Annotated in this window: 21 protein-coding genes and 1 pseudogene; 6 read left to right on the forward strand and 16 right to left on the reverse strand. The window is 55.9% G+C overall.

All coding sequences use genetic code 11. The features are described from left to right. Position 1 precedes the first annotated feature (1 nt). The 4 genes from ACR0C5_RS14190 to ACR0C5_RS14205 all read right to left on the reverse strand — a co-directional run bounded on the left by ACR0C5_RS14190 (position 2) and on the right by ACR0C5_RS14205 (position 4,241). On the reverse strand, positions 2 to 832 hold the full coding sequence (locus ACR0C5_RS14190) for a carbohydrate ABC transporter permease (protein ID WP_170448185.1): 831 nt from the start codon (positions 830 to 832) through the stop codon (positions 2 to 4). A 12-nt stretch (positions 833 to 844) separates the two neighbouring features. After that, positions 845 to 1,711, reverse strand: a complete 867-nt coding sequence (locus ACR0C5_RS14195) for a carbohydrate ABC transporter permease (protein WP_170773723.1) — start codon at positions 1,709 to 1,711, stop codon at positions 845 to 847. 107 nt (positions 1,712 to 1,818) lie between these two features. Continuing rightward, complete coding sequence (locus ACR0C5_RS14200; protein WP_170773725.1) at positions 1,819 to 3,120, reverse strand: ABC transporter substrate-binding protein; 1,302 nt, start codon at positions 3,118 to 3,120, stop codon at positions 1,819 to 1,821. A gap of 95 nt (positions 3,121 to 3,215) precedes the next feature. Next, the gene (locus ACR0C5_RS14205) at positions 3,216 to 4,241 is read right to left on the reverse strand and encodes a LacI family DNA-binding transcriptional regulator (RefSeq protein ID WP_170773727.1); all 1,026 of its coding nucleotides are present in this window, start codon (positions 4,239 to 4,241) and stop codon (positions 3,216 to 3,218) included. Between the two features lie 121 nt (positions 4,242 to 4,362). Between ACR0C5_RS14205 and xylB the strand changes: the two genes are divergently transcribed. Beyond that, positions 4,363 to 5,799: a xylulokinase gene (gene xylB, locus ACR0C5_RS14210; protein ID WP_480877454.1), complete on the forward strand. Its 1,437-nt coding sequence runs from the start codon at positions 4,363 to 4,365 to the stop codon at positions 5,797 to 5,799. A gap of 140 nt (positions 5,800 to 5,939) precedes the next feature. Here the strand turns inward: xylB and ACR0C5_RS14215 are convergent. From ACR0C5_RS14215 to ACR0C5_RS14235, 5 genes and pseudogenes are all read right to left on the reverse strand, one after another. Continuing rightward, positions 5,940 to 6,443: pseudogene (locus ACR0C5_RS14215) on the reverse strand (trimethylamine methyltransferase family protein). Between the two features lie 93 nt (positions 6,444 to 6,536). Then, positions 6,537 to 7,340, reverse strand: coding sequence for an SDR family NAD(P)-dependent oxidoreductase (locus ACR0C5_RS14220; RefSeq protein WP_480877456.1), 804 nt, complete (start codon positions 7,338 to 7,340; stop codon positions 6,537 to 6,539). Positions 7,341 to 7,343: 3 nt separating this feature from the next. Further along, the gene (locus tag ACR0C5_RS14225) at positions 7,344 to 8,123 is read right to left on the reverse strand and encodes an SDR family NAD(P)-dependent oxidoreductase (protein ID WP_480877458.1); all 780 of its coding nucleotides are present in this window, start codon (positions 8,121 to 8,123) and stop codon (positions 7,344 to 7,346) included. Beyond that, entirely contained in the window at positions 8,120 to 9,181 is a 1,062-nt protein-coding gene (locus ACR0C5_RS14230) for an LLM class flavin-dependent oxidoreductase (RefSeq protein WP_480877460.1), read from the reverse strand. The genes ACR0C5_RS14225 and ACR0C5_RS14230 overlap by 4 nt, the downstream gene beginning before the upstream one ends. A 103-nt stretch (positions 9,182 to 9,284) precedes the next feature. Beyond that, positions 9,285 to 10,259 (reverse strand): LysR substrate-binding domain-containing protein, encoded by a 975-nt coding sequence (locus ACR0C5_RS14235; RefSeq protein ID WP_480877462.1) that lies wholly within the window; start codon positions 10,257 to 10,259, stop codon positions 9,285 to 9,287. A 101-nt stretch (positions 10,260 to 10,360) separates the two neighbouring features. Here ACR0C5_RS14235 and ACR0C5_RS14240 point away from each other — a divergent pair, with 101 nt between their 5' ends. Further along, complete coding sequence (locus ACR0C5_RS14240; protein ID WP_480877464.1) at positions 10,361 to 10,852, forward strand: flavin reductase family protein; 492 nt, start codon at positions 10,361 to 10,363, stop codon at positions 10,850 to 10,852. A gap of 362 nt (positions 10,853 to 11,214) precedes the next feature. Here the strand turns inward: ACR0C5_RS14240 and ACR0C5_RS14245 are convergent, their stop codons facing one another. Continuing rightward, on the reverse strand, positions 11,215 to 12,057 hold the full coding sequence (locus tag ACR0C5_RS14245; RefSeq protein WP_170773730.1) for an SDR family NAD(P)-dependent oxidoreductase: 843 nt from the start codon (positions 12,055 to 12,057) through the stop codon (positions 11,215 to 11,217). Between the two features lie 38 nt (positions 12,058 to 12,095). Continuing rightward, the gene (locus tag ACR0C5_RS14250) at positions 12,096 to 12,908 is read right to left on the reverse strand and encodes an SDR family oxidoreductase (protein ID WP_480877466.1); all 813 of its coding nucleotides are present in this window, start codon (positions 12,906 to 12,908) and stop codon (positions 12,096 to 12,098) included. A 179-nt stretch (positions 12,909 to 13,087) separates the two neighbouring features. On the opposite strand from ACR0C5_RS14250, the gene ACR0C5_RS14255 reads away from it, so the two are divergent. After that, positions 13,088 to 13,960, forward strand: coding sequence for an AraC family transcriptional regulator (locus ACR0C5_RS14255; protein WP_237215922.1), 873 nt, complete (start codon positions 13,088 to 13,090; stop codon positions 13,958 to 13,960). A gap of 364 nt (positions 13,961 to 14,324) precedes the next feature. Continuing rightward, entirely contained in the window at positions 14,325 to 16,241 is a 1,917-nt protein-coding gene (locus tag ACR0C5_RS14260) for an adenylate/guanylate cyclase domain-containing protein (protein WP_480877469.1), read from the forward strand. Between the two features lie 31 nt (positions 16,242 to 16,272). On the opposite strand, the gene ACR0C5_RS14265 is transcribed toward ACR0C5_RS14260, so the two are convergent. Then, entirely contained in the window at positions 16,273 to 16,479 is a 207-nt protein-coding gene (locus tag ACR0C5_RS14265) for a hypothetical protein (protein ID WP_480877470.1), read from the reverse strand. A 72-nt stretch (positions 16,480 to 16,551) separates the two neighbouring features. Here ACR0C5_RS14265 and ACR0C5_RS14270 point away from each other — a divergent pair, with 72 nt between their 5' ends. After that, on the forward strand, positions 16,552 to 16,725 hold the full coding sequence (locus ACR0C5_RS14270) for a hypothetical protein (RefSeq protein ID WP_480877472.1): 174 nt from the start codon (positions 16,552 to 16,554) through the stop codon (positions 16,723 to 16,725). Between the two features lie 627 nt (positions 16,726 to 17,352). Here the strand turns inward: ACR0C5_RS14270 and ACR0C5_RS14275 are convergent. The 4 genes from ACR0C5_RS14275 to ACR0C5_RS14290 all read right to left on the reverse strand — a co-directional run bounded on the left by ACR0C5_RS14275 (position 17,353) and on the right by ACR0C5_RS14290 (position 20,096). Further along, positions 17,353 to 18,510, reverse strand: a complete 1,158-nt coding sequence (locus ACR0C5_RS14275; protein ID WP_480877474.1) for an adenylate/guanylate cyclase domain-containing protein — start codon at positions 18,508 to 18,510, stop codon at positions 17,353 to 17,355. Positions 18,511 to 18,622: 112 nt separating this feature from the next. After that, positions 18,623 to 19,225 carry an NAD(P)H-dependent oxidoreductase gene (locus ACR0C5_RS14280; protein ID WP_480505020.1) on the reverse strand — a complete coding sequence of 201 codons (603 nt, stop codon included), beginning with the start codon at positions 19,223 to 19,225 and terminating at the stop codon, positions 18,623 to 18,625. Beyond that, positions 19,222 to 19,581 (reverse strand): hypothetical protein, encoded by a 360-nt coding sequence (locus tag ACR0C5_RS14285; RefSeq protein WP_480877476.1) that lies wholly within the window; start codon positions 19,579 to 19,581, stop codon positions 19,222 to 19,224. Before ACR0C5_RS14285 ends, ACR0C5_RS14280 begins: the two co-directional genes overlap by 4 nt. A gap of 20 nt (positions 19,582 to 19,601) precedes the next feature. Next, on the reverse strand, positions 19,602 to 20,096 hold the full coding sequence (locus ACR0C5_RS14290) for a nuclear transport factor 2 family protein (RefSeq protein WP_480877478.1): 495 nt from the start codon (positions 20,094 to 20,096) through the stop codon (positions 19,602 to 19,604). Between the two features lie 120 nt (positions 20,097 to 20,216). Here ACR0C5_RS14290 and ACR0C5_RS14295 point away from each other — a divergent pair, with 120 nt between their 5' ends. Beyond that, complete coding sequence (locus ACR0C5_RS14295; protein ID WP_170773747.1) at positions 20,217 to 21,113, forward strand: LysR family transcriptional regulator; 897 nt, start codon at positions 20,217 to 20,219, stop codon at positions 21,111 to 21,113. The last annotated feature ends 15 nt before the right edge of the window (positions 21,114 to 21,128 follow it).

Raw genomic sequence — 21,128 nt, forward strand, 5'->3', positions numbered from 1 at the left:
CTTATTTCACAGCGCCGAAGGTCAGGCCGCGGACAAGTTGTTTTTGGCTAAACCAGCCAAGGATCAGAATTGGAGCGATGGCCATGGTCGAGGCAGCGCTAAGCTTGGCAAAGAACAGGCCCTCGGGGCTGGAATAGCTGGCGATGAAGGCCGTCAGCGGGGCCGCGTCGACAGCGGTCAGGTTGAGGGTCCAGAATGCCTCGTTCCAGGCCAGGATGAAGTTCAGCAAAACGGTTGAGGCGATGCCGGGGATGGCCATGGGGGTCAGGACGTAGAGGATTTCCTCTTTCAGCGTTGCGCCGTCCATCCGCGCGGCCTCCAGAATTTCGCCGGGGATTTCGCGGAAGTAAGTGTATAGCATCCAGACGATGATGGGCAGGTTGATCAGCATCAGGACAACCACCAGCCCTCCGCGTGTGTCCAGCAGGCCCAAACGGATAAACAGCAGGTAAATCGGGTAGAGCACGCCAACGGCAGGTAACATCTTGGTGGACAGCATCCACAGCAGAATGTCCTTGGTGCGCTTGGACGGCACAAAGGCCATGGCCCATGCTGCGGGTACCGCGATGATGACACCCAGAACAGTCGAGCCACCGGCGATAATGACCGAATTCCACAAGAACCGCATATAGTCCGAGCGTTCCTGCACGATGGCGTAGTTTTCCAACGTCCAGTTGAAGTTCAAGAACAGCGGTGGGCTGGCGATCGCCTGTGCCTCGGTCTTGAAGCTGGTCAGGATGGTCCACAGGATCGGGAAAAAGATCAGCAAGCCAACGGCCCAAGCGAGGGCGGTATTCAGCGATTTGCGGCGGGTTGTGACAGCGCGGGCCATGGTCTTACCTCCTCACGCGTCCAGGTTCTTGCCGACGATGCGCATCAGGAAGATGGCAACGATGTTGGCTAAGATGATTGCATAGACACCTCCGGCTGATCCAAGGCCAACATTTTGGCTTTCCAGCACCCGCTGGAAGATCAGGTAGGTAAGAGTGCGCGTGCCGAACGCGCCGCCGGTGGTCACGAAAATCTCGGCGAAGATCGACAGAAGAAAGATTGTCTGGATCAGGATCACAATGGTAATCGCGCGGCTCAGATGCGGCAGAATGATGTGGTAGAAGCGCTTCAGAACGGGGGCACCATCCATCTCGGCCGCTTCCAGCTGTTCACTATCCAGCGATTGGATCGCAGTCAGCAGGATGAGCGTCGCAAAGGGCAGCCACTGCCAAGACACGATCATGATAATCGAGGTCATCGAAGCCTCGGACAACCATGAGATCGGCTCGGCCCCGAAAAAGCGCCACAGATGGGCCAACAGGCCGTTGACCGGGTCCATGAACATGTTCTTCCAGACCAGCGCAGACACTGTGGGCATGACGAAGAAGGGCGCGATCACCAGAATGCGGACAACACCTTGCCCCCACATCGGCTGATCCAGCAGCATCGCCAGTAGGATGCCCAGGATAACGGTAATGACTAGGACCCCTCCGACAATCACAAGCGTTGCCTGTACCGCGGGCCAGAAAGAGCTGGACGATACGAACCGAACATAGTTGTCGAACCCGACCCAGCCCAGATCCCCACCGCGCAGCGGCAGGTATTTCTTGAATGAAAAGTACAGCGTCATCGTCAGCGGCACGAGCATCCAGCCAAGCAGCAGGACCACTGCGGGTGCCATCATCAGGCGAGCAATGGATCGGGAATGTTGGGTAGCCATGACGCAAGACCTCTCTGTTCAGGCATAACTCAGCCTGCGAGAAAAACGCGAGTTGTGGAAGGGGGGGAGCGGGGGGCAGATTACTGCCCGCCCGCGGGGAGAAAACCTCAGTACCCTGCGGCTTCCATCTCTTCGGCGGTAAAGGCCTGCGCCTTGGCAAGGGCTTCTTCAACCGTTTGCTGTCCGGCATAGACTGCCGAGAACTCTTGGCTGACCTGGGTCGCGATGCCTGCAAATTCCGGGATGGCAGCGAACTGGATGCCAACATACGGAACCGGCTTGACCGTGGGGTTGTTCGGATCAGCGGACAGGATCGAGTCCAGCGTCATCTTGGCAAAGGGAACCTTCTGGTATTCCGGGTTCTCATACAAAGAGGTGCGCGCACCCGGCGGAACGTTTGCCCAACCTTCGTTTTCGGCAACCAGTTCAATGTAGTCTTTGGATGTTGCCCATTCGATGAACTGTTTGGCCGCGTCTTCCTGCTGTGTACCAGCCGGAATAGCCAGTGCCCACGCCCAAAGCCAATTGGAGCGTTTCCCAAGCCCGGTATCTGGGGCCAGTGCAAATCCAACGCTATCCGCCACGGTCGAGTCAGTGGGGTTGGTCACAAATGACGCCGCAACGGTGGCGTCGATCCACATGCCGCATTTGCCCTGCTGGAACAGCGACAAGTTCTCGTTAAAGCCGTTGGTGGCATAGCCTGCAGGGCCAGATTCCGACATCATTTCAACGTAGAAGTTCAGCGTATCGGCCCATTCTGGCTGGTCGAACTGAGGCTTCCAGTCTTCGTCAAACCAGCGCGCGCCAAATGAGTTGGACATCGCGGTGATAAACGCGCCACCTTCGCCCCAACCGGCTTTGCCGCGCAGGCAGATACCGTTGATGTCAGCGTCACGGTCGGTCATGGCCGCCGCGGCCTCTTTGATGAATTGCCAGCTTGGCGCTTCGGGCATTTCCATGCCTGCTTTTTCCATCAGGTCGGTGCGATACATGATCATCGAGCTTTCGCCATAGAACGGTGCCGCGTAGAGCGTTCCTTCATGGCTCAGACCACCCGACATCGCGGGCAGGATATCACCGACGTCATAGTCTTCGGACAGACCATCCAGCGGAACCAGCCAGCCGTTCGCACCCCAGATCGGGGTTTCGTACATACCGATCGTCATGATGTCGAACTGACCACCCTTGGTGGTGATGTCGGTGGTCACGCGCTGGCGCAAAACGTTCTCTTCCAGCGTCACCCATTCGACTTCAACGCCCGTCGCTTCGGTGAATTTGTCGGTATAACCCTGCATCCGGATCATGTCGCCGTTGTTCACGGTTGCGATCGTTATGGATTGTGCGTGGGCCGCTGCCGTTGCGACGAATGTTAGCGCAGTCGCCGCACGAAGTGCGTGTTTTAAGTACATCCCTGTCCTCCCTGAGCTTGGATGCTGTGCAGAGAGCCTAGTTCAGGATTTGTCGCGCCGTCAATAAAAACTTTACGCGCGTTAATTTTAGATCGTTATGCAGATTCCCTCAGGACCAATCGTGCAGGGAAGAGAGTTTCTGTTCGGCTCTCGAATTTCCCACCGTTTTCAATGAGTTCGAAAAGTGTTTCAACACTTCGCGCGGCCACATTGTCGTAGTCATGCGCGGCGGTCGTCAGTGACGGGCAGGTGAATTTCGCAAACGGATGATCGTCGTTCGACGCCACCCGCAGTGTACAATCGTCTTTCCTACCAACGCGAATCCCCCGTTCGAAGCACGCCGCCAGAAAGCCGATGGCCAATCGGTCATTGCTACACAGAACTGAATCCGTGCGCAGCTTGCGTTCATCCAAAGCCTTGAGCGCACCCTTTCGGCCAATCTCTTCAAAGGCCCAACCTGTGCCTTCTATTTTGATCACATGCGGCTCAAAACCCAGCCGATCCATTACGTCGACATAAGCCTTGCGTCGCTTGTTGGCATTGGGGTTCGCAGGTGTCCGCATTTCGAAAAACGAAGGCGGCTCGCCGGTGCGAGTCATGTATTCTACGGTCTGAGACACAAAGCTGAAATTATCGGACCCGATAAACGCTGCGCCCAATCCATCGAGGTTACTGTCGAACAGAACCGTTGGCACACTGGCGCAGAATTTCTCAATCGCGGACTTGTCTGAGATACGTCCCAAAGGCGCCAACAAAACGCCCGCGGGTTTCAAGGATTGTAAGCCGTCCAGGATTTCGTTTTCCAGTTTTTGTTCGCCATGAGAGCTGAACAGAAACGGGCGGTACCCGGCTGCGATACAGCTTTGTTCTAGATACCGCGCGATTTCAGCGAAAAACGGATCGGCCAGGTAGGGCACGACGATGCCGATATTCTTGGTCAGCTTGCGGTTCTGGTTCACAGCATAGATGTTCGGGCGATAGTCGAACTGTTCCAGCGCTTCTTCTATGCGTGCCCGTGTAGTTGGGCGAACGCTGTCTGGGTCGTGAAAGTACTTGGACACCGTGGGGCGCGAGATCCCGCTGAGGGCTGCGAACTCTTCCATATTCTTTATCTTGGTCATGCCAGTCTGCCTGCGGATCTCAGCCGCCTTGATCTTATCCTATTTTTACATATTCTTTGCGCGCGCTAAAAAGATCAATAGCAAGACAAGTTCCGGACTTTTGTGCAGGTAAGGGGTTTGAATGTATCTCGGGATCGATATCGGTACGTCAGCGGTCAAGCTTGTCTGCGCGGATTCCAGTCGAATTCTTGCAACGTCTTCGGTGAGTATAAAGACTTCCTCTCCTAAACCCGGTTGGTCAGAGCAGCACCCGGATCTTTGGTGGCAGGCGACACGCGACGCCTTAGGCCAAATTTCTGGGCAAGTTACGCTGTCGGAGGTGAAGTGCATCGGGTTGTCAGGTCAGATGCACGGGGCCGTTTTGCTGAGCCGCGATCTGCGCCCAATCCGCCCGGCAATCCTGTGGAATGACAGCAGGGCGGCGCGGGAATGCGACGAACTGCGACAGGCCTTGCCGCAGATTGGTCAAACCGCTGGGGTCCTTCCTTTGCCGGGTTTCACCGCACCTAAGGTTACATGGCTAAAACAGCATGAGCCAAAGCACTATGCCCAACTGGGCCACATCCTGCTTCCCAAGGACTACATCGGTTTACGGCTGCATGGCGAATTGGGAACTGATACGTCCGATGCCGCCGGGACAATGTGGCTCGATCAGGCGTCGCGTGGCTGGCACGCCGGTATCGCCGAAGCCACAGATGTAGCTTTGGATTGGCTGCCGCAGGTATACGATGGTCATAGTGTCGTCGGGTCTGTGACACCACAAGCGGCGACTGAGACCGGCTTGAAACCCGGCACGCCAGTCGTTGCCGGAGGTGGAGATGCAGCAACCGGGGCGGTGTCTTTGGGCGCCACCGAACCGGGCCGGGGATTTGTCTCTTTGGGGACTTCTGGACAGCTGTTTGTGGCAGATCGAAGCTACAAGCCAAACCCTGAACGCTATGTGCATGCTTTTGCGCACACACTGTCCGACCGATGGTACCAAATGGCGGCGATGCTGAACGGCGCGCGACCAATTTCCTGGATAGGTGACCAATTGCGGCTTTCCGAAGCCGAAGTTGTCGCGCTTGCCGAAACGGTCAGCGGGGACCGTGTGCCAATTTTTCTACCTTATCTGACGGGAGAACGCAGCCCTCACGGCGATCCGCATATTCGAGCCTGTTTCTTTGGCCTGGAGGATTCCACAACGCGCGCAGACATCTGCCGTTCCGTGGTGGAGGCGATTGCTTTCTGCTTTGCCGATGCGGCGCAGAGTTTCGGTGACACTATAGAAGAATTGCCAGAGCTCGCAGCGATAGGAGGAGGCAGCAAATCAGATCTTCTGTTGAGATTGATTGCGACTGTGACCGGAAAGCCAATTGTGCGATCGACCGGAGCTGATGCCGGTCCGGCTTATGGTGCAGCTCGGTTGGCAGCTTGTGGTGATGGGGCTTTGGATATAGCTGATCTTGCGCTTCAGCCACCAACATCGGACAGGTTCGAGCCCGCAGATATGCCACTATTGTTCAAGCGGTTGGCGCGGTTTCGGAAGCTTTATCAGGCAGTCAGTTTGGCGGAATAGGAGCCGTGTACTGTCACCAAAAACTCGGCTAACTGCCTGCGCTGCGGTGGGCTCGTTCCGATATCATCGAACAAGAAACGCATCAATGCGCAGGTAGCTGATGTTCTCATTCCCGACGCGCAACATAGGCATCCAGTTCTTTACAAACGACGTCCAAATAAGGCGCTGCGAAAAAGATCCAATGTAAAACGGTCGCTGAGATAGCGCGCAACTGGTCCGACCCGCCGCATGGGCTGAAGCGCCTCATTGAACCGGTCTACTGATGTCCCGTCCGCATGTCGCGCCATCAACTGGTTTTGTGCGTCCTTGGCGATGAACTTGCCATCGCAGATGGCCAGCCGACCCGTATCCCTGCCTCCGGAATGCAGCACCAGGTTTGGCCCCGAGACGTAAAGGTTGTAGCCGTTTCATAGCCCGATTGCGCGTCAAAAGGACTTCGGGGACACATGGTTAGAAGAGGTTCGCCAAGGCACGTCGAGTTTGCATGCAGGCTGACCGATTGCTGTCGTGATCAAAGCGACCTCGGGGATGCCTGTCATTAGTGTGCTGGATTTTTTCGAGATCGAGTCGGTATATTGCCCATACATCGCAGGGGTTACGAAGCGGTAGTGCTGAAGATAGGCGATCGCGTCAGGGTCCAGCACTTCCAGCGGTTTCAAACACGCATGCAGCTGGCGCAAGGCGTGTCTGCACTGCTTTCTGGGCTAATACCCGTGTGGCGCGCCTTGATCGTCCCTCTACACGCGGCATGAAACGCCGCCGTCGACGGTAATTTCAGTGCCGGTGATATAGGACGCATCATCACTGGCCAGAAACACGGCTGCGTTGGCCACATCCCACGGGGTGCCCACTCGGCCCAGCGGAATGCGTGCTGCGCGCTGCTTGTCCAGCGCATCCCAGTCAATTGCCTCGGGGTCTTCTGCATTCTGTTCGGTGATATCGCGCGCCATTGGTGTGTCGATAAAGCCCGGCAGAATCGCGTTTGCGCGGATTCCATGTGGTGCCATTTCCGCTGCCAGATTGCGGGTGAAGGAAATGATCGACCCTTTGGTGGCATTATAGCCAATATAGGGCGTGCCCAGATAACGCAGCCCGGCGATCGAGGAAATGTTGGTCACAACTCCCTCCTTGCGATCCACAAAATGAGGCAGAACATGCTTTGTTGGCAGAAAGACCGCCTTCATGTTCACATGCACCAGCATGTCCCAATCCTCGACTGTGCTGTCCATGGCGCCGCCGGTTTTCAGGATTCCGACATTGTTTTGCAAAATGTCGATCTGGCCGAATTCGGACAGGCATTGAGTAATTGATGATTGAACCTGATCTTCCTGCGTGACATCGGCGGCCAGCGCAACGGCGCGGCCCCCTTCGGCACGGATCAGTTTGCAGGTTTCCTCAGCCGCGGCCAGATGCAAATCCAGGGCACAGATCCGTGCGCCTTCCTGCGCGAGACGAATGGCGGTGGCTTTGCCGTTGCCCATGCCACCCTTCATGGATCCCGCACCCGTCACCAGGGCGACTTTTCCTTCCAACCGTTTCAACAGTCATCCCTCATTGGATTGCAAAAAGGCATTCATACCGCCGTCAACGGCGATCAATTGCCCGTTGATGTAAGAGGCGGCCTCGGACATCAGAAAAGCCACAGGTGCCGCGATTTCCGCTGGATCCGCCCACCGCGCTGCTGGTGTCCGGTTTTCAATTCGGCGCACGAAACCTTCGTCGCCCAAGATTTTACGGTTCATCTCGGTCAGGACATAGCCGGGTGCGATGGCGTTGGCGCAGATGCCGTCCGTACCGAGATCCGCCGCTAGCGACCGAGTCAAACCTGCGACGGCCGCTTTGGACGAGGCATAATTGCCGACCCCCGGTCGCGGATGTGTGGCGGCAATGGACGAGATCGAAACGATCCGCCCTCGCTGAGGCCCTTGATTGGCACGCATCACTCGGCCCGCTTCACGCGCCAGTACAAAGGGTGCAAAGACATGCAGATCATAGATCGAGCGGTAGTCACCAACCGTCTGGTCCAGTACGTGCCCGTGATTGGTGATTCCGGCATTGTTAATCAGACCCCAGATCGGGTCGATACCCTGCACCCAATCGGTGCAGGCGTCGAAATCGGTTAGGTCAAAAGCGGCCGTTCGGACAGTTGCTCCATCCGCGCGTAAGCCGTCTGCTGTGGCTTCGAGGGCCTCGCCGTTTATGTCTTGTAGGCACAATTGCGCACCTTGCGCGGCGCAGGCATGTGCCATCGCCGCACCCAATCCGCGTGCGGCCCCGGTGATCAGAATGGTTTTGCCAGCCAGCGAGAAATTCGGCCCTCTCATGAGGCGAGGGCCGCCTTATCCGCCGCAAGCGCGGTATTCACCGCAGGCATGACCTGATCGCAGAACACCTCGAGCGAGCGCAGGGTGTTGGCAAAGGGGATCGAAGCAATCTGCATGAAGACGCTTAGATGCGTGATGCCAAACTCGCGCGCTTCGGCCACGAGACGTTGCGTGATGTCTTCGGCATCGCCAATGATGGCGCGCTGCAGAACCGTGTCGATATCCGGTTCGTTGTCGAAGGGCACGATCTTGAGGTCCGCGCCCTCCATCAGCGGTTCGGCGCGGCGCATGTTGTTGGCCATGCGGGCATGGATCAGCACCTGCTCGGCTGCCGCACGGGCATCGTCTTTGTCCTGAGCGACATAGACATAGCGCTGCACCGCAAAGGGGAAATCATCCCCCGTCAGGCCGTTCTCGATGCGCGTCTCCTTGTACAACCGCCGCGCAGTGCCCACGATCGCGTTTGGTCCGATAGCCGGCGTGGTCAGCGTTTCGGCCCCGTAGTCGATCATCTTCTGGCGCATCTCTGGTGCGTTTCCGACGGCAAAGGTGCGGATACGATCCTGAACCGGAGCGATGGACAGGGCCGCGTCGCTGATCTGAATGTGGTCGCCCTGAAAGTCGATCACGCCGCCATAGACGCCCTGTTCGACGCAATCCCAGATTTCCAGCCCGCGCATCAGACGGTCGTCGATATCGAATCCGAATTTCTTAAATTCGCGGGGCTGATAGCCAGTGCCCAGACCTAGAACCAGACGGCCCTCGGTCAGTTGATCTGCTAGGCAGATATCTTCGACCAAACGCAAGGGTTCGTAGAAAGGCATCACCACAACCGCAGGGCCGACCTTGATCCGTTTGGTGTGGGCAGCCATGTTCGCGGCTGTCATCAGCGGCGAGGGCGAGATGCAATAGTTCGATAGGTGATGTTCGGCGAACCAGGCGACGTCAAAGCCTGCCTCATCCACCATTTTCGTCATGGTGCGCATCTGGTTGAACACATCCGCATGCGACGAGCCATCAACAGGCTTGGTCATCAGGTTGAACAACGAAAATTCCATGTCGTTGGGGCTCCGGTCTGGCTACATCACTTGGTCTGTGCAGTTTGTCGGAAAGCTGGCAAAGCACCAAATGTTGAATCCTTTACCAGTGGCAAAGAATTTCTTATGGAGATTGTGCCTCCTTCCGCAACCAAGTCAGAAAGGCCTGAACGCGCGGTTGTTCTACCCGCCGTTCGGGGCAGATAAAGTGGTAGGAATACGGCCCCTTGACCGGTTCGAATGGCAATTGCACCAAAGCCCCCGAGACCAGCAGATGCCGGGCAATCACATCGCGCACAACGCCAATGCCTTGACTATAGAGAATGGCGTTCACCGTGGCACTGCTGTCGCCGAAAAAGGCCCCCCGTTCGAACGCCGCAGGATCACCGCCATTTTTCTCGATCACAGCGCGCCACTCGCTGTAATTTGTGTCGTGCAGAAAGGGGCGATCCGCCAGCGCATTGATGTCCGACAAGTCGCGCAACGTTTCGGCCGTTTGCGCAGAGGCCACAAGTATGTGCTTCTCGCCGAATAGGCGTTCCTCGTACCCGTCCTCGTACCCGCCTGGCCCCCAACGAATGGCGACATCTGCATCCTCTTGGCCAAAGCCTGTCTTTGCCACGGTCGACAGAGTGATCAAATCGACCGTAGGGTTGGCCGTCACAAACCGGTGCGCCCGCGCGGCAAACCATGTCGACGCAAACGAGGGCAGCAGACTAACCGTCAGCGTCGTCCGCCCGGCGTCCGGGGCCAGGTTCTGTACGCTTTCCCCCAGCGTATTTAGGATCTCGGCCACGTCTTCGGCAAATTGTTCACCTTGTTCGGTCAGCAGGATCATGTTGTTGCGGCGACGGAAGAGTTTGACGCCTAGTCGATGCTCCAACAGCTTGACTTGCTGGCTGACAGCCGGTTGTGTCAGGTTCAGTTCCGCTGCGGCCAGCGTAAAGCTCTGCAGCCGCGCGGCGGCTTCGAATGCGATCAGGGTCTGCAACGGCGGCAGCGGGCGACGCATTCGATTGCTGTCAAAGCCAACTGGTTCCAGTTTCGACAAAGCACCGGGGCGAAGATGATCCAGTTTGTTTCGAAGGGCGCGTCGCATCACAGGCCTGCATAAGTTTTTGTTAGGCAAAGCTTAAGCAATTCGTTCTTGTATTCAAGGCGGTCGCCGCCACAGAAATGCCTGAGACCGACGGAGGCGACATGCTGGACCCTACTGAATTTACATCCGCAATGCGCAAGGCGGTGACGCCTGTGTCAATTGTCACTACCAGCGGCGAGCACGGCCCGCATGGCGCGACCGTCAGCGCAGCCTGCTCCCTGACGGCAGCACCACCTGCAGTGCTGATCTGCATCAACAAGAAAAGCCGCATTCTGGGCATGATTGAGGAACACGGGATCTTTTGCGTGAACTATGTCGCGCCTCAGCATGACATGCTGGCGCTTGCGTTCGCCGGTGCCCCCGACCTTATGGATCAGCGTAGTTTTACCTCTGAACATTGGACGATTGACCAACGGACGAGCCTGCCGGTCCTGTCAAATGCTGCCGCAATCTTCACATGCCTGCATATTCAGACAGTCTCATTCGGCACGCACCGCATTCTGATCGGCAAGGTCGAACGCGCCGAAAGCTCTGAGAATAAACCGCTGGCGTATTGGAATGGCGATTTTCGTGAGCTGACCTATCCCAAATAGACCGGCGACCGAAGGAATTGGAGGTTATGCCTGTTCAATACTGTGCAATCCTTTGCGTTGTGGTCAATGTCCGCAATGCGGGCAACGTCCGCAGCGTTGAGGTACTCTGGCGAATGACCGAAATGGGCCGATCCTTGATCCTAAGGGGCAAAGTTATCTTGGCCATTGTTATAAACCCTTCAGGCCAGCAACGATCCCAAAGTAATTGATACTGTGGTTCGTACGAGTGTCCGACCACATCCCCCGGTTTTGTCCGATCAGATTCAAGTTTCGGTGTGGACCCTGTCAGATACACAACGGTCTTACTCGCCCCATCCACCAGCACCCTCGGTGTATTTATCGCCGCATCTTGTCTAGTTTGACTATTCCGAGACCTCGTGCGTCGAAAAGGCATCCGCGTAATCGGGATGCCAGCGTGAAAGAGCCGGGCGATTGTTGATGATATCGCCCATGGCCCATTCAACCCGTTTGCGGTCGCGTTCTTCTGACACATCGTTGTCAGGGCAGAGGATATAGAAGTCCCCGTCCGACATGCGCCTCAGCAGATAGTCAACGGCCTCTTCGCTTGTCCAGGCTGCGGCAGGTTTTTCCGGCATAAACTTTTCAATCATACCGGTATAGGTAAATCCCGGCACAAACAGATGGGCGGTGATATCCGCTTCGGCCTGCCGCAAATCATGCGCAAGCATTTCTGTCATGACCTTCACAGCAGCTTTGCTGGTATTGTAAGCGGGGTTTCCGGGTGGTGTGGTGATGCCCTGTTTTGACCCAGTGTTTATCACTACTGCCGGACGCGCCGCCTTAATCATACGCGGCAGAAAAGCATGGACACCGTTCATGACGCCAAAAAGATTGACCTCAAACAATTTGCGCCAGTTTTCCGCGTTTTCCCAGCTGCCGGACGGCACTGCGATACCGGCATTGTTCATCAGGACAGCCACCTCACCGAGCGCAAAGACCTGATCTGCCAAGGCATTCACAGCTTTGGCGTCGCTAACATCCGTCGGAACCGCCTGAACAATTGCGGACGCCCCGGCCTGATCGCGCAATTCTGCCTCAGCTCTGTCCAAGGCCTCGCCCGCCAGATCGACCAGCACAACCCCCAAGCCGTCTTGAATAAATCGTTGGGCCGCGGCCTTGCCGACACCGCTTGCGGCCCCGGTTACAACAGCCAGGCCACCTTTTTCGATTGCTTTTCGGTACATGGAGCATCCCTTTTTTCTGCGAATGACTAAAGGGTCCTTCAGGGCGCCATCTTTTGCTTGAGGCTGTCAATGAACGTCTCGTCATCCTGTTGTTTGCGCGCGTTCAGCAATTCTTCGGCATCGGGCCCTGCGCGAAAACGCAGGCGATTTCCGGTCTCGTTGGCCGCATCCCAAATGACTTGCGCGACCGTTTCTGGTTCAGAAGGGTTCGCGGCCAGTTTGCCAAAAAGACGCCCCATGGCTTCGGCCATAGGCGCGTAATCCGACAGGTTCTCATCCATCGCGAAATCGAAAGAGCTGCCGCCGAAGTTCGTCCGTATCATGCCTGGTTGGACAATACGAACTTGGATGCCAAGGGGTTCCAATTCGTAATGCAGCGCCTCGGACAGCCCTTCTACTGCGAACTTGGTACCATGATAGAGCGCGCCAAGCGGAAATGTAATCTGTCCTCCGATGGACGAGATATTTATGACCGTGCCTGACCGGTTCTGGCGGAAATGAGGCAGAACCGCTTTGGTCACTTCCATCAACCCAAGCACGTTGGTGTCAAACTGACGTCGGATGCGATCCATCGAAAAGGCCTCTAGTGCACCGCAGGCGCCGTAACCCGCATTGTTCAACAAAACATCAATCTGGCCAAACCGTTCGATGCCATCGCGAACGGCCGTTGCAATTGAGCCCGCATCCGTCACATCCAGTTGGGTCAGATGCACGTTTTCCAAAGCCCCAAGATCGGTGCTGCCCGCAGGGTTGCGCATAGTGGCGACGACATTCCAACCATTCGCTTGGAAATGTCGGGCGGTTGCTGCGCCAATACCGGATGACGCCCCGGTGATCAGAATGGTTTTCACATTGTTGCTCCGCAAGTTTATAAGCATACAATAGTCACAAAAAAGAGGATGTATCTTTCTATATCTTCCAATCTTCTTGCCTAATTCTCCACAAGTAAGCGTTTTCAGTAATAGTCATTTTTATTCCGTGCTAGCGATGAGGGCAACGACTGGAGGCATTCATGAGACCTCATACACTATTGGACTATGTTCGGGATTTGCTTGACCACGCGGGCGTCGCGCAGGGTGTCCTGACACATAAGGAAAGCGGGGCGGTTTTTCTCACCCATCCTTCGACCACTCAACATGACGCAAATGTCTACCGCCCGCTGTTGTGCGCGGTTTTACAAGGCGCCAAAGAGGTTGGGACCAGTACCAGAACGCTTTCCGTACAGGCAGGGCAGTCGCTGATCGTCAGCAACGCACTGCCGGTTGTCTCAAGGATTACCGAGGCCACACCTGAACGTCCCTACGTTGCGCTCGTGTTCCCCCTTGATCTGGATCTCGTGCGCGGTCTGGCATCCTCACTGCCTCAATCTTCTAGTAAACGCGTGTCGGATCCATTTTCGATCTGCCTGGCTGACACCGATGATGACATGAAAAGCGCCCTGTTGCGGTATTTTCAGCAGTGCGAAACCGAAGAGACGCGTCACATGCTGTCACCGATCACGGCCAGGGAAATCCATGCCCGCCTGCTGATCGGGCAACATGGCGGCACGCTTCAAAAACTGGTGTGGCACGAAAACACGTCTAGCAGGATTCTCGCGGCGACACACGAAATCCGGTCAGATCTGGCCAATCCTCTTGTTGTCGGAGAGCTTGCCGGGCGTGTAGGTATGAGCAGTTCGGCCTTCTTCGAGCAGTTCAAGGCGGTAACGGGAACATCACCGCTACAATACCAGAAAGACCTGCGTCTGCTTCATGCCCGCAATGAGCTTCAATCTACCGGAGCAAAGATATCAGAGATAGCCTACGGGGTTGGATATGAAAGCCCGGCTCAATTCTCAAGAGAATATGCCCGCAAGTTCGGGCGCTCTCCAAGACAAGATCGGGTTTTCGAAACTGTTCAATAGCCCTGCAGGAAAAACGCAAACGCCAAGCCATGTAACGAGCCAAACTTTTCGGGCCGGTCAATTTCCGATAGCGGTCGTTTTAGTTACCGGCGAATTGGCAAGTTGTCCGCAATTCGGTCTTTGGCTGATATTGCGCGCGCAGCATGCGGTTGGTTTGCTAGGCCGCGCCGCAGTATGGGGTCAATGGAGTGAAGGTCTGATTTGGACGGAAAGCTGACATTTGCTGCGTCTGCTAAGAGTAGGGGCCGTTGAGGTGAAGCGAACACTTAGTCTGAACCATGACAGCCAAATTGGTTAGACTATCAGTAGGGCATCCACTGTCGAGATTTCGCGACATCCGTTAAACTGCGAGCAGGAGGGTCCTATGCAGCGCCGACTCGCCGCGATCATGGCTGCCGATGTCGTTGGGTATTCGTCGTTGATGGGCAGCGACGAAACAGGGGTATTGTCCGCTCTCAAGACGTTGCGCATAGAGATTTTTGATCCCGCAATTGCGAGACATCACGGGCGCCTCGTCAAGTTGATGGGGGATGGTGCTCTTGTCGAATTTGCTTCGGTTGTCGATGCCGTTAACTGTGGTGTCGAGATCCAGCGGGCAATGGCTGAGGCTGCTCCTGGCCTCGCCAACGGGTCGCGATTGCAACTTCGGATCGGGATAAACCTCGGTGATGTCATGATCGCTGATGGAGACCTGTATGGTGACGGGGTGAATGTTGCCTCTCGCATTGAAGGTCTGGCGGATCCAGGGGGCGTCGCAGTTTCTGAGAGTGTCGCGCAGCAAGCAATGGCAAAGGTAGATGCCGAGTTTGAGGATCTCGGCCCCAAAACCCTAAAGAACATCGCGGAACCGGTTCGGGTTTTTCGCGTCATGCCTGACGGAGCACCCGCCTCTGAACAGCGATCCAACAAACTTCCGTTGATGACCGGTGCATCGGTGTTGGTTTGTCTAGGCGTTGCAAGCTTGATTGCGTGGTGGATCAGCTTTGATCACGAGCCGTCCGATGCCATGACCTTTGATGAAGCCGCTCTGTTGTCAGAGCCAACAGGTCCGACCGTTGCGGTTCTGCCGTTTCAAAACCTTAGCAATACGGACGCCCGCGATTTGTTGGCTGTTGGCATTGGCGAAGACATCATCGTTGAGCTGGGGAGCTACCAGGACCTCAATGTATTGTCCCGCCAATCCACCCATTCTGTTGAGCCGGGCGAAAGTGACCCGAGCAGCATCCGGCAGAAATTCGGCGCGGACTATGTGCTGGAGGGTTCCGTCCGGCAGGTTGCAGATCGTCTGCGCGTGACGGCAAGACTGATAGACACAACCTCGGGGCATCAGGTCTGGTCTGGGGCGTATGAAGAAAGTCTTACGACTTCAAACATTTTAGACGTTCAACTGAGCATCACCGAAAAAGTTGCCTCTGCTCTGGGTGACGCAGGCGGGGCGATCAAGCGCATTCACGCAGGTCATGCGCGTGCGAAACCTCCGGAACTTCTCTCGTCTTATGAATGTTCCTTGCTGCGCGTTGGTTTTCTGAACCGACGAGATATGCAAGAGCGAGTCCGGGGCTGTATTGTGCGGGTTGTCGAGGACGAACCCGAGTATTGGCGCGGGTGGGCGCAATTGGCCGAGGCACTGCTGACGGATGTGAAGCTTTTTACCGGGCTTTATCCAGGGACACAGGACCAGAAAATCCAACGCGCGGAAGAGGCCGCGCGGAACGCGGTGTCGCTGAACCCGTATTCTGCGCGCGCTCATTTCCTTCTGGCGCTTGTGCTTCAGATTCAACGCGATCTTGACGGGTTCTTCTCGTCCGCCGAAACAGCACTGGCATTGGGAACCGATCGTTATCTGCAAGGGCAAATCGGCTATGAATTCATATGGTCCGGTCGTCTGGATTTTGGGGCTGCGCTTGTCGAAAATGCAATCGCGCTAGACCCAAATGCAGCAGACCCAAACTGGTATCAGGCGCTGGCCGAGTATCATTTCCTGAACGGAGATTACGAAACAGCGCTGAAGACCTATCGCAAGGGTGCACAGCCAGACGTCTGGTGGTCGGTTTCTATTGAGGTTGCAATTCTGGCTGAACTGGGTCCTCGAGACGCAGCCATTTCCGCGCGAGACAGGCTCTACAAAATTCGTCCGGGGATAAAAATTGCCGACATTGTCTGGATGTATCGGCGCTTTGCGCGCCCGGATCAACATATCCTGCCTTTTGTCGAAGCTTACAGAGCTGTGGACATGCCTGAAGGACGGTTTGCCCCGCTGCGGGAGGATAGTGCAGGCTGACCGCTACGATGCGGTCCTGCATGGAGTAGCATCAAGCCTGGCGCACCTTCTCATTCGGCCACCCCAACCCTTTGTAAGCTTGTGAGCCAGATCCATTGGCTTTCGAGGTGATTTTTTTCCGCGAATTACCTGTTGCCAACGCGCCCAACTGCCGGGCTGCGCCCAGTGCATATTCACAACGTTCCACATTAGACTCAGATGAATTCGCACCGAAGTACCCCTTGATTTGCAAAATCATCTCGCCTTTCTGGAGCAAGAAACTGGTAGTCCGTTTCGCGCGACGCTTCCGACAGATCAGTACGGAATGATCATGGATGTTGTCCAGAGCGTGAACATGCCGACGTGCGCGCTGCGCCACTTGCTAAAGCCATACGTGACCGACGGTCGGTTAAGCATACTGAAAACGGACGATCATCGTCCCACATGGCGGGTGGCTGCAGCTTACCGGGCCGTTTCGGCACTGCTGGACATGATCGAGGACTAGTTTGATCAGCAACGACAAAAACCGACCGAAAACGGGAATTCTTGTTGAAAAATCCCAAATTCAAGGCTCAAAAAGAACCGGGCCAACTCAGCAGAGCCAGTTGTCGAAAGCGCCAAATTCAGTTTGGCAGCACTCATAGTAAGCGCCGTTTCGACAATATTTGAGACTCATGTCGATTTCGCTAAAGGCACCCAAGTATTCTATTTTCCAGATGGGCGCGAAAGGTTGACTTCACTTTTCAACTGATCCTGAAGTCGCCGCTATTGGGTTAGAATTAAGTGACACGATTTCCTACTTGTTAAGGAAGCTGCAGTAGCCCAGCACCACGGACCAAGCCGCCGGTCTCCTTCTTGCGTCCGCCTTCGAGACATCTCCGACAGCCAAGATACACCATAGGTGGGCGTCGGTTATTCTCTTCTGAGTCGACGTAATAGTTCAACTTCACCTCAAACTGGCATTCGTATTGCAAACATATTCAGAGGCGCGAGGCCGTCGTAAGCTCTTCTCTATCTTGTGTTGACCCGGGTGAAAGTTCAGAAGTAGCCACTTGTTCGGCGCAAACGAAAATTTCTTTTGATCGAGGCGATAACAGTGGTCGCGGTCACCGAAAACCTGGCTTTGAAAAAGCTATTCTCGGACCTTATACGCCTCGATTTCATTGGATAAACCGCGGATTGAGTGACAGCCGGCTGATTGCATATGGTGTGGCATATGTTCTGCGACGCTCTGCGTCACCAGTAACTTTTCATCCAAATTCTTACATAGCTCCTGAACACGACTGGCCACATTCACAGCTTGTCCGACAACTGTGAAATCCAAGCGATCTGGACTGCCGATGTTGCCAAAGGTGACGCGACCGAAATCAATGCCGACTACGAATTCTATTGGCTCTTTTCCCGTGTCGGCGGCTGTTTCGTTGTAGCCTCTCAGGGTGGTCAGGGCTTGTTCTGCAGCTAGCACCGCAGATCTACACGAGGTTTCCGCGTCGTCATCAATGTTGAAAACTGCAAGTATGCCGTCCCCCATGAACTTGAGAACGTCACCGCCCTGATCTTGGATGGGCGACACGACCATTTCGAAATACTCACCCATCATGGCAAGCAAAGCTTCTTCGGACCAGGATGAGGCTTTGCTAGTGAAGCCACGAAGATCCGCAAATAGGATCGCGGCTGAAACTGTTCTGTGTTCTCCGCGCTTTATGTGGCCCTGATCAATCTCTTCGGCGGGACCGTGCCCCAGATAGGTTTGCAGAAGGCTTTTTTGCGAATGACGCATTGCGATGGGTTCCAAAGCAGCGGCAAGTGCGTATCGCGTGTCTTCGATGTATCGGATATGTGCGTCCGAAAACCCAGCATCTGCGTCCGAGGTGAAGCTGGTGCCCTGAACCGAACCGTTGCCGTGCTCCAGCGGGATGGCCAGAAAATCTGTGGCACCTACTTCGGCCAGCTCGGCATAGACCGGATGTTCTTCCAGAACGTCAAGATCGGTCAGGCGTTTGCGCAATGGGCGCCGCTGCGTGACGACATATTCAAACGGGCTGCCGTGCCATGCACTTGTTGCCAGAACCGTGGTCGGAACGGTGTAGCGGCGGGTTTCTTCCGGCGTCCAGATGATGCCCCACGCGCTAAGCAAAGGATTCGAGTAATTCTGGGCGATCCTTGCGCGGGCCAAGGGTACGCCAAGCGCCACCAATCCTTCGCAATACCCTTTGACAATGAGACCCTCGTCGCCCAGCAGGCGACCATCGGAAATCAACCAGTGTTTCAGGTGATCAGTCTCGGTCATCGTGGTCTCACACTCTTGTTCCGCGCTGATACTTTAGCTGTCATTGGTCACGAAAGAACCCACGCCGGCTGAAAAACTCATGCCTTTCTGCCAGACGCGGGATCCGTCGGCTTCAGCTCACCGCCGCCGCCAGCGAGGGGTCGTCTTCTAGTTGCTTAAGCAATCGGGCTTGTCTCACTCTTGGATCCAGTTCGGGATCACTCGTATAAGCCAGCATAAGGGGCACATTCTCGTCAATCTGATCCTGAGTTGCCACCGCCATGCCGTGAGCCACGAACGGGCGTAGATATGTCATGCCTGCTAGGTTCGCCGTCTGTTGGAACGGTTTCAGAAACTCAGCCATGGAGAAGTTGTTGTATCCACCTGCGTGATAGCTGTGCTCCGGGCCACCGGTTGAGACGAGGATCAACAGCTCGCGCCCCTTCAACCGGTCCCCGCCCGGCCCGTAAGCGAACCCATAGTTCAGCACCTGATCCATCCAAGCCTTCATCACCGGCGGTGCGGAATACCAGTAGAATGGAAATTGAAACACGATCCGGTCATGCGCCAGCAAGAGGGCCTGTTCGGCTTCTATGTCAAAACGCATCTCGGCACCACCAATGGCGGTCAGATCTCGGGTCGTCACGTTCGAAACATCAGAAAGTGCGTCGAACCATGCGCGGTTGATGCGCGATTTGCTCAGGTCCGGATGGGCGGTCAGTACGAGGGTTTTCATGTATCAGCCTCTTGCAAGAATTTTGCGGAATAATGGGTGATTAGCGGGCGGCCGTCGGCTCGGGTTTCAAAGCGCCAGTCTTCCTGAACGCTGGCTTCAATGAGGTCGCCCGCAACGGTCGTGGCGCGAAACAGAACTTCAAACTGTGCGGCACCGGGCTTGATTACGATCTTGCTGACGTGATGCTCGGTCGGGCGCTGCAAGGTTTCCAACACGCCCCGATACCAGGCCCGCACGCGGTCATGTCCGCCAAGTGCGGTGTCGATGTCAGGCAGGAACGCGTCGATCGAATCCAGCCTGTCGAACCGGGCAAACCAGTCGGCGATGAAACCGCGGATTTCGGGGTAATCGGTCACTTGAACCACCTGTTGGTAGTTCACTTAGCCAGCCGCTCAGGGACCGGAGCCAGCGAGTACTGGGACCAGAAAAACGTGTTTGCCGCATCCTGATCGGCGGACAGGTTGGTTGCCTCGACGATCTTGCCATTCTCGATCCGGTAGACGAGCGCCCAGGTCGTATCGACATTCGGTTTGCCGTCGGCGTTCGACCAGCCGCGGTGGATATCAACCACATGGGTCTCATCCGCTCCGAAATAGATGGGTTCGGCCTGAAATCCGGCGGTTCCCAGCTGTTCGAAAAACGCCAGTACTTCATCCCGACCTGTCTTGGTTCCGGACAAGGGATGGCGGCCCGGGATGTGCCATTTTACGTTCTCGTCCATCACGGCTGCGATGCCGTTCAGATCGTTGGCGCCATAGGCGGCGAAGAAGTCCTGTACGACCTTGATATTGTCTTCGGGGGATGCGGCCATGGTGATCTCTCCTGTGATCAGGGCAGCGGTGAGGGCAGCAACTTTGGTCAGAGTGTTCATCTTGTGTCCTCCTGAATACGTGGTGACACAAAGTTAATAATTTTCATTGCGCGTGATAATTGACCAAGTTGGCATTACTTTAATGTATCATATCAAATAATGAGGTAGCTCGGAGATATGATGCGCCTGCCACTTGCCACGCTTGAAATCTTTACGGCCATCGCGCGCCACGGATCGCTACGTGCTGCGGCCGAGGCGCTAGGTATCAAGCCGTCAACCGTTAGCCATCAATTGAAATCGTTGGAAGATCAGTTGGGCACCGCGCTTTTCATTCGGACAACACGCTCGATCAGCCTGACCGAGGCCGGACGCGCCCTGATCCGTGGCGCTGGGCCTGCCTTTGATCAACTCTCTGAGGCAGTCGAAAGCGCGCGCAGCACCGGTCACGCCGCGCGGGGCACGTTGAAACTGGCGATGCCCGAGTTTGCCTATCACCTCTTTGTTGGTCCGATCCTCAACAGTTTCTGCGCCGCGTATCCCGAGATCGAGTTGGAGCTGTCGCTAACGGATGCGCTGTCAGACATACTGGGCGAAGAGCTGCACGCCGGTTTCCGTCTGGGGGATCGTGTGGCGCAGGATATGGTGGCAGTGCGGTTGACGCCGCCGCTCCCGGTGACCGTTGTCGGCAGTCCGGACTACTTGGCGGCACGAGGCATCCCGGACACACCACGTGATCTTCTGGGGCATACTTGTATCCGCTACCGGTTTCAATCCTCGGGCCAGATTGCGCCGTGGAGTTTTCAATCGAGCGAGGGAGGGTATGACGTCGATGTGCAGGGCAATCTGATCGCCAACGCCCTTCCAGCCTCCGTCGATCTGGCTAAGCGAGGGCTGGGCCTCGCCTATACATTCAAGGCCTATGTCGGCACCCAGATCGCTGCGGGAGAGTTACAACCGGTTCTGGACGACCACTTGGGACCCACCCCTGGCTTTTTCATGTATTTCCCACGCGAGTATAAATCCATGATGCCCCTAAGGCTGTTCATCGACCACATAAAGCGCCAGCAAAGCGTTTGACCCTGCGCGCGCAGA

It is taken from the genome of Ruegeria sp. N8 (assembly GCF_056531325.1).

Excerpts from the sequence above, each read along its gene's own strand:
- ACR0C5_RS14190 (WP_170448185.1), bottom strand. The coding sequence starts at position 832 with ATGGCCCGCGCTGTCACAACCCGCCGCAAATCGCTGAATACCGCCCTC.
- ACR0C5_RS14195 (WP_170773723.1), bottom strand. The coding sequence starts at position 1,711 with ATGGCTACCCAACATTCCCGATCCATTGCTCGCCTGATGATGGCACCC.
- ACR0C5_RS14200 (WP_170773725.1), bottom strand. The coding sequence starts at position 3,120 with ATGTACTTAAAACACGCACTTCGTGCGGCGACTGCGCTAACATTCGTC.
- ACR0C5_RS14205 (WP_170773727.1), bottom strand. The coding sequence starts at position 4,241 with ATGACCAAGATAAAGAATATGGAAGAGTTCGCAGCCCTCAGCGGGATC.
- xylB (WP_480877454.1), top strand. The coding sequence starts at position 4,363 with ATGTATCTCGGGATCGATATCGGTACGTCAGCGGTCAAGCTTGTCTGC.
- ACR0C5_RS14225 (WP_480877458.1), bottom strand. The coding sequence starts at position 8,123 with ATGAGAGGGCCGAATTTCTCGCTGGCTGGCAAAACCATTCTGATCACC.
- ACR0C5_RS14230 (WP_480877460.1), bottom strand. The coding sequence starts at position 9,181 with ATGGAATTTTCGTTGTTCAACCTGATGACCAAGCCTGTTGATGGCTCG.
- ACR0C5_RS14235 (WP_480877462.1), bottom strand. The coding sequence starts at position 10,259 with ATGCGACGCGCCCTTCGAAACAAACTGGATCATCTTCGCCCCGGTGCT.
- ACR0C5_RS14240 (WP_480877464.1), top strand. The coding sequence starts at position 10,361 with ATGCTGGACCCTACTGAATTTACATCCGCAATGCGCAAGGCGGTGACG.
- ACR0C5_RS14245 (WP_170773730.1), bottom strand. The coding sequence starts at position 12,057 with ATGTACCGAAAAGCAATCGAAAAAGGTGGCCTGGCTGTTGTAACCGGG.
- ACR0C5_RS14260 (WP_480877469.1), top strand. The coding sequence starts at position 14,325 with ATGCAGCGCCGACTCGCCGCGATCATGGCTGCCGATGTCGTTGGGTAT.
- ACR0C5_RS14265 (WP_480877470.1), bottom strand. The coding sequence starts at position 16,479 with ATGATTTTGCAAATCAAGGGGTACTTCGGTGCGAATTCATCTGAGTCT.
- ACR0C5_RS14270 (WP_480877472.1), top strand. The coding sequence starts at position 16,552 with ATGGATGTTGTCCAGAGCGTGAACATGCCGACGTGCGCGCTGCGCCAC.
- ACR0C5_RS14275 (WP_480877474.1), bottom strand. The coding sequence starts at position 18,510 with ATGACCGAGACTGATCACCTGAAACACTGGTTGATTTCCGATGGTCGC.
- ACR0C5_RS14280 (WP_480505020.1), bottom strand. The coding sequence starts at position 19,225 with ATGAAAACCCTCGTACTGACCGCCCATCCGGACCTGAGCAAATCGCGC.
- ACR0C5_RS14290 (WP_480877478.1), bottom strand. The coding sequence starts at position 20,096 with ATGAACACTCTGACCAAAGTTGCTGCCCTCACCGCTGCCCTGATCACA.
- ACR0C5_RS14295 (WP_170773747.1), top strand. The coding sequence starts at position 20,217 with ATGCGCCTGCCACTTGCCACGCTTGAAATCTTTACGGCCATCGCGCGC.